Origin of the sequence: Proteus sp. G4380 (assembly GCF_963885725.1) — a bacterium.
GTDB classification, from domain to species: Bacteria; Pseudomonadota; Gammaproteobacteria; order Enterobacterales; family Enterobacteriaceae; genus Proteus; species Proteus mirabilis.
Genome location: NZ_CAWPAV010000196.1, coordinates 1 through 9,199, shown reverse-complemented (window position 1 = coordinate 9,199; position 9,199 = coordinate 1). Strand labels below are relative to the sequence as shown.

Annotated in this window: 8 protein-coding genes, 1 tRNA gene and 1 pseudogene; 3 read left to right on the top strand and 7 right to left on the bottom strand. The window is 31.4% G+C overall.

The genetic code is table 11. The annotated features are described in order from the left end of the window. Together AACU98_RS17070 and AACU98_RS17065 are read right to left on the bottom strand one after the other, a co-directional pair. A pseudogene (locus AACU98_RS17070) lies at positions 1 to 582 on the bottom strand (hypothetical protein); the annotation flags it as partial. Between the two features lie 100 nt (positions 583 to 682). Next, on the bottom strand, positions 683 to 1,387 hold the full coding sequence (locus AACU98_RS17065; protein WP_161735258.1) for a hypothetical protein: 705 nt from the start codon (positions 1,385 to 1,387) through the stop codon (positions 683 to 685). 399 nt (positions 1,388 to 1,786) lie between these two features. Between AACU98_RS17065 and AACU98_RS17060 the strand changes: the two genes are divergently transcribed. Next, positions 1,787 to 1,860, top strand: a tRNA-Gly gene (locus AACU98_RS17060). A gap of 357 nt (positions 1,861 to 2,217) precedes the next feature. Here the strand turns inward: AACU98_RS17060 and AACU98_RS17055 are convergent. The 3 genes from AACU98_RS17055 to AACU98_RS17045 all read right to left on the bottom strand — a co-directional run bounded on the left by AACU98_RS17055 (position 2,218) and on the right by AACU98_RS17045 (position 3,993). Continuing rightward, positions 2,218 to 2,427, bottom strand: a complete 210-nt coding sequence (locus tag AACU98_RS17055) for a sigma-S stabilization anti-adapter protein IraP (RefSeq protein ID WP_004244007.1) — start codon at positions 2,425 to 2,427, stop codon at positions 2,218 to 2,220. A gap of 307 nt (positions 2,428 to 2,734) precedes the next feature. Next, positions 2,735 to 2,944: a hypothetical protein gene (locus AACU98_RS17050; protein ID WP_004244005.1), complete on the bottom strand. Its 210-nt coding sequence runs from the start codon at positions 2,942 to 2,944 to the stop codon at positions 2,735 to 2,737. A 500-nt stretch (positions 2,945 to 3,444) separates the two neighbouring features. Then, a complete protein-coding gene (locus tag AACU98_RS17045) occupies positions 3,445 to 3,993 on the bottom strand; it encodes an NADPH-dependent FMN reductase (RefSeq protein WP_004244004.1) in 549 nt (182 codons plus the stop codon). A 462-nt stretch (positions 3,994 to 4,455) separates the two neighbouring features. On the opposite strand from AACU98_RS17045, the gene AACU98_RS17040 reads away from it, so the two are divergent. Beyond that, positions 4,456 to 4,908: a hypothetical protein gene (locus AACU98_RS17040; RefSeq protein WP_004244003.1), complete on the top strand. Its 453-nt coding sequence runs from the start codon at positions 4,456 to 4,458 to the stop codon at positions 4,906 to 4,908. Between the two features lie 5 nt (positions 4,909 to 4,913). Beyond that, positions 4,914 to 7,382 (top strand): sugar transporter, encoded by a 2,469-nt coding sequence (locus AACU98_RS17035; RefSeq protein ID WP_161735256.1) that lies wholly within the window; start codon positions 4,914 to 4,916, stop codon positions 7,380 to 7,382. Between the two features lie 57 nt (positions 7,383 to 7,439). Here the strand turns inward: AACU98_RS17035 and AACU98_RS17030 are convergent, their stop codons facing one another. Both AACU98_RS17030 and AACU98_RS17025 read right to left on the bottom strand, forming a co-directional pair. Beyond that, positions 7,440 to 8,285: a T3SS regulon anti-activator ExsD domain-containing protein gene (locus AACU98_RS17030; RefSeq protein ID WP_273816325.1), complete on the bottom strand. Its 846-nt coding sequence runs from the start codon at positions 8,283 to 8,285 to the stop codon at positions 7,440 to 7,442. Positions 8,286 to 8,366: 81 nt separating this feature from the next. After that, positions 8,367 to 9,199, bottom strand: an 833-nt coding sequence (locus AACU98_RS17025; RefSeq protein WP_202611339.1) for a helix-turn-helix domain-containing protein, incomplete at its 5' end; no start/stop codon positions are given.

Here is a 9,199-nt window from a genome sequence, read left to right as displayed (position 1 = left end):
ATTGATATTTATTAAAGGAGTTTCTAATAAGTGTGTTTTACTTTCATTATCAGATGGATAGCGAAAAGTTTGTCCTGTAGGATCTATATCAGCAATATCTTGAATAAATTCTGAGAGTATGTCTATTATATCTTTAAAACGAGAATCTATTACTGGAGCATATTCTGATATATTTTTCCAAAGAACTCCTATGTCGTGATATTGTAATGCTTTTATTTTGGGGAAGGGAGCTATTTCTGTTTTTTTTAAATTACTATTTTGCGCTAATTTGGTTTTTCGGTGCTCTTGTAATGCCTCCCATCTAAATCTAGAAAGAATTTCTAAATCGAGCCATAATTTTTTTAATCTTAACTCTATTGCATGTCGCATGTTAAAACATATAGGATATACTAAACAATCAATATCATTATTATTTGAACTATTTAAAGCAATATTTATTATTTCTAAAGCTGCGGTTTCAAAACCTATGGCATAAAAAATATTTGAACGAGGATTATCATTATCTTGAAAACTACCATTTCTTCCCGTTGTTGCATTAAATTTAGTAGGATTTGCCCTTACAAATGTATTGTTTTTTCTCATTTTTTGATTGTTCCTTTTTTAAAATATAGTGATATATAAAATATGTATTTTCTTCTTAGTGATTTGTTTGATTTTTTTAATGCATTAGTGAACTTAATACTTATTTCTTTACGATTAGCTCATTAAAAAACTTATCAAAGCCTTTCTTACCGCTATCGTCATAACGTAATTCATTAAACTGTTTTGTAAATGAACAATTCTCATCAATTAAATCATTCAATGAATTGATTTGAATATATTTCTGAGTAATTTTTAATGCTTGATCTTTAGTGAGTGTAGTTGTGTATTCAGGGCTATCTTTAAGTTTTTGGTGATTATCATTATTAATGAGGTAAGACACTACTGCCACATCATTATTATTTGTATTGATAAATGTGCGTAATACTCCATAAATAAGGGCGTGCTTTGCTAAATTATCTTTTACATCAGTTGGATCATTATCGTAAGCGGTTGCTGATAATCGGATTTTTAGAGGAGATTCACTGATGATTTCAAATGCGTTGGTATCAGAAGGATAGTCTCCAAAATCTTCCATCATGCTTGTGACGGTGGGGTAGATTGCGTTTTTATTACTACATACAAAAGTATCGTTTATTGTTTTTTGAATTTCGGTGACTTGGTTGTTGGGAGTGTCGTGAGCGAAATTAAGAACCCCAATGATTGATAAAACAAAGGTAACAAGAAAAGCAATAAACGATTGTTTGCGGTTTTTTAACTTGATGATGCTAGGTTTTATCATGCCTAGAGTTATGCAAACGACAGATATTAAAAATAAAAAAATTGATACAATGAATGGAAATTCCATGTTTTTTTCCTTTCTAACGATAAACAGAAGAATCTTAAGAATTTCTAATGATGAGACACGAAATGTGGTAAGTAAAGCCCCTAAAATAAGTTTATTTCATAGCCTCCATTGATTGAATGAGTAGAACCACATCTTAATAAGCATTGATAACAGATGTTAGATATTTGATGAAATGCCCGGATAATTTCCGGGCATGATTTAGTGTGGTCGATATGTGGACGCGATGAGAAATAAATCCATTTATTTCAATGCAATAAAAGCTATTTCATAGCCATCGTAAGATGGCTTTTTTATGTCTAAATTTCAAGGGATTACACTCTATATTGTCTATTTGATAACCATTTAAATAGGCAGGGGATTGCCGTTAAAATTTGCTGGAGTATAATCAGAAAATCTACTGCGGGCGTAGTTCAATGGTAGAACGAGAGCTTCCCAAGCTCTATACGAGGGTTCGATTCCCTTCGCCCGCTCCAAACTTAACTCACCTGAAGTCTATCAATTTTCATTTTCTGAATATATGGTTATCTGTGATCCAGGATTTGGCGAATTTTATTAAATAGATAAATCAGCAAGAAATAGATAGCAAATACCTAAAAATATTGCATTGATAGATTTTATATTTTAACTGTATGTAATTTATTAATAAATTTAATAATTCTTTGTGTTGTTGTTTTTTTATAACATGGCAAATAATAGCTATATATTATAACTCAATCAATCATTGATGATGTCATATTAAAATAACTCAGCATTTATAGATATAAAGCTAAAAATAATGAATAACAATATAAATAGTTATAGCTATTTACTGATAGTGATGTAAATCACAACTATTTTTGGAGTATCTTTTTTATGTATTGTTCGGTTTTTTCTATTATGTCTTGGTATTGTGGATGTTCAGCATAAGCATTTCTAATGGTTTTGTTTATATCATATATAACAGATTCCTTTTGTTTATTTGTTAATGTAAGTAATAGTGATTTTAAAATCACTTTTAATGCCGCAACTTCATGTTCTATGTTAACTAATTTTTTTTCCATATATTCTTCCGAGGAACTATTACGATAGCAATGGGATAATTTTGCATATTAATTAATTATTTAAGTAAATCCAAGTAAAAAATGTATTAGTACAGAAAGAACGCTTTTACAAATGCGCTTTATCTAAAGTGATCTATTTTATTAACTTAATCACTGGAGGATAAAGATAGAGTGTAAGAGGTTATATTTGACTTAAGTAATAGAAAAGAGTGAACGTTATTTTAGTAAAAAGAAGAGCATAGGATGCAATATTGTGCATCCTATGATGTTAAATTGGTGGGGAAACCATTAAAATCATATAATGAGTCTATGCTTGGATAAGTTTTTTCACATATTGCTCAGTAAGATTTATAACTTCATTGTGATGTGGATATCTGCTTGAAGTATCTTCAATAACTAAAGATATATTGCCTAACATATCGCGTCGTTGCTTATCATTTAATGCACAAAGTAGAGATTTAGTGACTATTTTTAAAGCAGCGAGCTCGCATTCGATTTCTCTTAAGTTGTTATCCATGATTTACCTGTCAGTATCTAATGGATTATTAATATAAGTAATTTTTTTATATATCACAATTATAGAAAGAGATTATTGAGAGATATAACGCACAATATGTTTAATAGGCGCAAGATGTGTGAAATGAGTGATAATAATTATTCTCCCCTTGTTTTGGTAACTAAAGTAATATCTAATTTATTAGTTTTTATGAGCTAGATAGAAAGAATAACATAATGATTTTATTGATTGGTTTTTTAATTGCGCTAACTAATAGACTAAAAATATCATACCATTTACTATTTTAAATAGATTATTAAATGTCATTTTTATACATGAGCTACTTGCTATAATAAAGTTAGTTATTATTAGGAGGTACTATTTAAATATTGATAATTAATAGTTAATTATATTTTATTGATTGGTTAGCAAGTTAGTTTTACTTTCCCTCTTTTTAAAATAAGACAGAGTGTAATTATTATAAACCACACTCTGTGAAATCTATTTAGGACTATTTTAAGCTATTTTTGATTATGCTTTACAAAGTTAATATAGCTATTAACCCAGTTTTGCATAAAACCTGCTGTTTTTTCAGAAAACTGACCGTTTTCTACCATTCCATCATACCATTTTAAAAAACATTCTGGTTGATTTAAGGTTGGCATATTTAAAAATGCTAATGAATTACGCAGGTGCTGTTGTGCAATAGCAGTACTAATATTACCGATTGAAACACCGATGATCCCAGCAGGAATACTATCCCATGCATTAGTACCATAAGGGCGAGAGGCTTGATCTAACGCATTTTTTAGCACACCAGGGATTGAGCGGTTATATTCAGGTGTTACGAAGATAATGCCTTGGCATTGCTTAATTTGTTGCTTAAACTCGACAACGGCTTCAGGTGTTTTGTCGTCATCATCTTGGTTGTAGAGAGGAAGAGTACCGATATCAAGGAACTGAAAAGTAAATTCTTGAGGAAATAGCGAGGTTAATGCTTTTGCTGTTTGTTTATTATAGGAATCTTTTCTTAAGCTTCCGACTACAACACCAATGTTAAAATGACTCATCTTAACTCTCCTATATTGAAGGATAACAATGAATATCAATTACTATTTTGATATTCATATTTTGATTTTATCCTGATAATAGAAAACAGCAACAAAATAAAAGTAATTATAACACATTAAAAGAGTATTATTTTACACCTTATAAAGGTAATTAAATGATAAAATTAGATGTTATTATTTTTCTGATTATCTGCTATTATCTTCATTGTGTAGAAATAACTGCTTCTAACACGACAACATTTTTCCAATTAAAAATACCGATACTCATTTAATGATGATTTTAATGTGACGGATGCAATGTTGTAAGAAAAAATAATGAAATGAAAGGATAGGAGCCGTTATTGTCATTTATGCGCTAGGTTATTGACTTAGTACGCAATAGACAATAGAAAATTATAATAAGATAGCTTAAAATGCGATACTACATACGCTCTTATTTAGACTGATCGGAATTAAGGAAAAATGATGTCCTTATTGAAAAATAAAAACAATGTTTTAGCTCTGTCTATGGCAGTTACTGTTCTCACACTATCGGGATGTAGCATTTTATCTGGTGATAGCCAACCTGTGGAGGTGGTGCCAACACAGGTGCAATCCACGGTAACTTCACCTGCTGATAATAATTATCAACAGATGAACGTAGGGGAGCAAAAACTGGCATCACAAACAGCATGTATCAAGCAACTTGATTCTTTAAAAACATTTTCACCAGCAGAGTATAAATCTATGGTGGATGAATTTAAGGAAATCAGTGAAATTAATGCGTTATACCGTAGTGTTGAAAATACCGCTAGTAAAGATAGCTTAGCATTATTAAAAATGAGTATCGAATCTAAGACCGAAGTACTATGTGCTAAAGTGCGCTATCTTTCGGTTATGTCTGTGAATTCGACACTGAAGAAATTAGGTGAATAATTACTATGAAATTAAAGCAGAGTGCTTGTCTCGCTTTTATGATGTTTCCGGCGCTGTCTTTTGCTAATAATGAGTTTAATTTTGTCATTGAAGATTTTGACCGTTATTTAGAAGCACAACAGCCCGTTGATATTAAGCCTGAACCCTCTGCAACAATTTCATCTTCATCTACTCCCGATCAGCGTAGTGGAACGGTGCGTTCCACTGTGACATTAAAGGAAAAGCCACCACAAAAACCACAACAAAAAATTCAGCCTAAACAGCCTGTTGTACGGAATGAACATCAAACCGTGGTAGGCAATGAGCATTGGTCAGTAGTGGCGACTCCCTCTGTACCTCAGGTGACTTTGTCTGAACAATGCTCTGTGGTATCTACAAATACCAACAAAATAAACAGTGATTACACTCATTATTTAACACCACTGCTTTCGTTTGTACCGATTAAACCGCAATTTACCCCTGAGGACTTGAATCGGTATTATCAAAGTAAATCCGTGGTCTATAATCCTCTAATGCTTTATACGCGTAAGCGTTATCCAGGGCAGCCATATCAGTCTACTGATAATACTTTATTAGATTTCATTCCAAATACAGTGTATTCAGTGACTGAAATACCTTTTCATTTTTTATATCAATTTAAACGTTCTTTGCTTGACCATAAGCAACCTCTCTTTAATAAAGAGCTATTAAATCGTTTAGCAAATACTCGCGAAAAATATCAACGTCTGTATCAGAAATTTACTGAACAAGCCGCGTTATTAACTGAAAGTTTAACTAAACTGCAAACCGCAGAAGAAAAAGTTCAACAATTAACAGCGGAATTGGCAAAAACGCAAGATAAACTGGCTGTAGCGAATAATTTACTTAATGATGATAGCCTAAAACAGTCTGTGGCTAAGTTACAAAATGAATTAGCACAGTCTAAAAAAGAGCAGGATACGTTGCTTGCACAATTAGCTGAAAAAGATCAGTTGCTGTTTGATGCGACAGAAAAAAATAAAGTATTAACTAAACAGCAAGAAGATTTTGATATTCAGGCACAAAAATTAAATCAATTGACTACCCATGTTGCTCAACTTGAGCAACAAAAACAGCAGCTACAATCACAATATGGGCAGGCTCAACGGTTATTAACAAATAACAGTGCTAAAAAAGAGATTGAGGAACTACAAAATTCTTTAACTAATTTATCAGCAGTGCGCCAATCTTTAGAAAATCAATTAGCTAAAAACAAAGCCTCTTTTGAAGCTACTCTAGCTAAGAATAATCAGTTAATTGATACCCAACGCCAACAGATAGCTCAACTTAACGATCACATAAAAAAAATAAACCAAGAGCAACAACAGTTAAATCATTCGTTAGTGACTCTTCAACAACAAAAAGCACAAGCAGATGATCAATTAACACAGATCCCAGCGTTGAAGCTTGAGTTACAAAATAAGGTTAATGAATTAGCTGAGCTGAAAAAAAGTTTATCTACGGGTGAGAAAGCTTTTGATGCTTTGATTTCAGAAAAAAATGGTGTAATCGCTAAATTAGAGAAAGCTCAGGCAGATCTTGCCAATAAGTATCAAGCATTGGATACCCAATTTAAAGAGAACAATACCACCATTGGGCAACTTAAAGAAAGCAAAATAGCGAACGATAACACTTATGCTCAATTAGAGAAACAACTAGCAGAAAAACAATCGCTTACTGATAAATTAACGACACAATTAACACAAGCTAAAGATCAGTTAGCAAAACAAAATTCTGAAAGTAACCAACTAATTGCTTCATTAAAACAGCAGCAAGTAGAATCGACGGCTCAATTTAAGCAACAAGAAAGTGTTTTAGCGAATTCTCAAAAAGAGTTTAATGAAGTCTCTAAGCAGCTTGAAGCTCAGCGTGCGCTAACGAAAACACTTGAAGAAAAAGAATTAAAATTAAGTGAGCAACTAAAAGAAAAAGAAAGTGAAATTAAAAAAATAAATAGCGAAAGTGCGAGTGTTCAAAAAGAGAATAAAACATTAAAACAGCAATTGGATAAAGCTATGGGAGAAGGGCAGATTATCGCAAGTCAGCTTGCATATGCCTATTCAATTATCGGTAAAGATAATGCCCAACGAAATAAATCAATTCTGTCGGAAATACAAAAACAGAACTATGTGCAATACGATGATAACACTTACTTTAAAATCCTAAAACAAGGGAAACCTGTGGATTCAATTGCAGGTAAAACAGTTGTTTTCGCTATGCATGAACAATTAACCGATGGTACAGTAACACTTAATTATGACAAAGCTAAGCCGTTAATTTTACCATACCGTCAACTTCCACTGCCTCTTAATACTTTTGTTGCTAAAGCAGGCTTAAATGGCAAAGCTAAAATTTATATTAAACCTGATGGCGGGTATGGGAAAGATGGTATCCCAGGGCAAGTACCTCCAGAATCGATGTCTATAGTGACAATTGAAATTTTAGCTATCAAATAGCACCCTTTAATAAATTACCGTTGTCAGCTCTTCTATAAATAATGAAGAGCTGATATTTTATACATGCCACATAAATTCATCATTAATTAAACATAAAGAGTGTTCTACTAGCCAGTGTTTTAGTTTTTTACAATTTTCAGGGTGTTGTGGAATAGTGATTAAAATATCCCATAATGGTTGTAATAACTCAGAATGCGGTTGTGTATTTTGTAAGTACTCTAATGTATTATTTATTTTTTTATTGAATACCGGCTCTATTTCCCAAGCTTCTATAACTAATTTAATATCCTTTTTCAACAAATCATCTATCACGACGAACCGTGCTTTATCAGCTTCTAATTTTGTTTTTATATCTTCTAAAGATAAAAAAGAAGAGGCTATATTTGATGGTTCCTTTTCTTCAAATAATTTAATGTTTTCACATTGATTAATTTGATATTCGAGCTCTTTTTTTATCTCATAAAGTGTAAATATATGCGGTGTTATATGTTCAACCCACCAAATAAAAATAGGTTTTATGATAGCTTGAATAAAACGTGCATGATCAGCAATGTTGATTTTTGCATTTAAAGCGTTCCAATTAATATCTGATATATTAGATTGGTATTTATCAGCCAAATTTACTACGGCATTAATATTTTCTTTAGTTAATGGCACTGAGCAATGTTTTTTGCGTAAAAACCATGTGGATTGCAATAAACTGTCTACAGCTTCACGGCATAATAAACGAGATAATATTTTAATTTGTTTCTCATTTATATCATTATTTGTAATAAGTAAAGAAAACTGAAGATTAAATAAATTATCAACAGTTTTCTTATTTTCATCTGCCATCATTTTTTTTAGCAAATTAAAATAACGATAATATTGGTATTTGCTAGTATTAGTTTGTCGCTTTATCACAATAGTTTCACTCATCAGAACAAATTTTGCATATTCTAGCGATGAATTGAACGATGATATTATGATAATAGGTCGGATTTTTTATAATTTTAATTTAAGATGTCTCGCTTTACTCGGTGTCATATTAAAACGTCGATGATAGCTTTGTGTAAAGTAAGATTGGCTAGAGAATCCTGATTCCATAGAAATATCGACAATACTCATTTCTGTTGTTAATAATAATTGATGTGCGTAAATAATTCTTCTTTCGCATATCCATGTTCTTGGCGATGTTCCATAAACATGATTAAATAACTCTTTAAATGTGGTGAGACCCATACCAAACTCGCGAGCAAACTGTTTTAGCTTCCAATTTTTTAGATGGTTTTTTTCCATAAATATTTTCAAGCGATCAACTTGCCTATGACTTAATTGGCGTAGTAACGCCATAAGATTGGCACCTTGTTCGGAAGAAAGTAATAGAATGAGCATTTCTTCAATACGTAATTGAGTAAAAGTATCTGGACAATTTTGTGAAGAAAGATAATCAAAACCATTACTACAAAAATGGATCAGAGGTGAATCTTCAAAACAGATAAAAGCCGATGAGAAATTTTCCTCTCTATCGATATTACTGAGAATATCACTATTTTTTGACATGAAATTTCTTAAGAAATCATCAGAAAGAGGAATATAAATTGTTTCACAAGGCTCATTGCCTAGCGTTTTTATGGTATAATTTCCTTGTTGTAAGAAAATAATCTGATCTTTGTTAATAGTTATTGTATTTGTGCAGTTTTGTAATACCAGCGCATTATTTCTGATTATGTATAAAGCTTTTTGGTTATTTTCTAATATTTGATATTGCGGATAAAAATAAGAGAGTTTTTGAATAACGCAATCTTGTTTAGTGTTTTCACCACATTGTATTGTAT

Excerpts from the sequence above, each read along its gene's own strand:
- AACU98_RS17065 (WP_161735258.1), bottom strand. The coding sequence starts at position 1,387 with ATGGAATTTCCATTCATTGTATCAATTTTTTTATTTTTAATATCTGTC.
- AACU98_RS17055 (WP_004244007.1), bottom strand. The coding sequence starts at position 2,427 with ATGGAAAAAAAATTAGTTAACATAGAACATGAAGTTGCGGCATTAAAA.
- AACU98_RS17050 (WP_004244005.1), bottom strand. The coding sequence starts at position 2,944 with ATGGATAACAACTTAAGAGAAATCGAATGCGAGCTCGCTGCTTTAAAA.
- AACU98_RS17045 (WP_004244004.1), bottom strand. The coding sequence starts at position 3,993 with ATGAGTCATTTTAACATTGGTGTTGTAGTCGGAAGCTTAAGAAAAGAT.
- AACU98_RS17040 (WP_004244003.1), top strand. The coding sequence starts at position 4,456 with ATGATGTCCTTATTGAAAAATAAAAACAATGTTTTAGCTCTGTCTATG.
- AACU98_RS17035 (WP_161735256.1), top strand. The coding sequence starts at position 4,914 with ATGAAATTAAAGCAGAGTGCTTGTCTCGCTTTTATGATGTTTCCGGCG.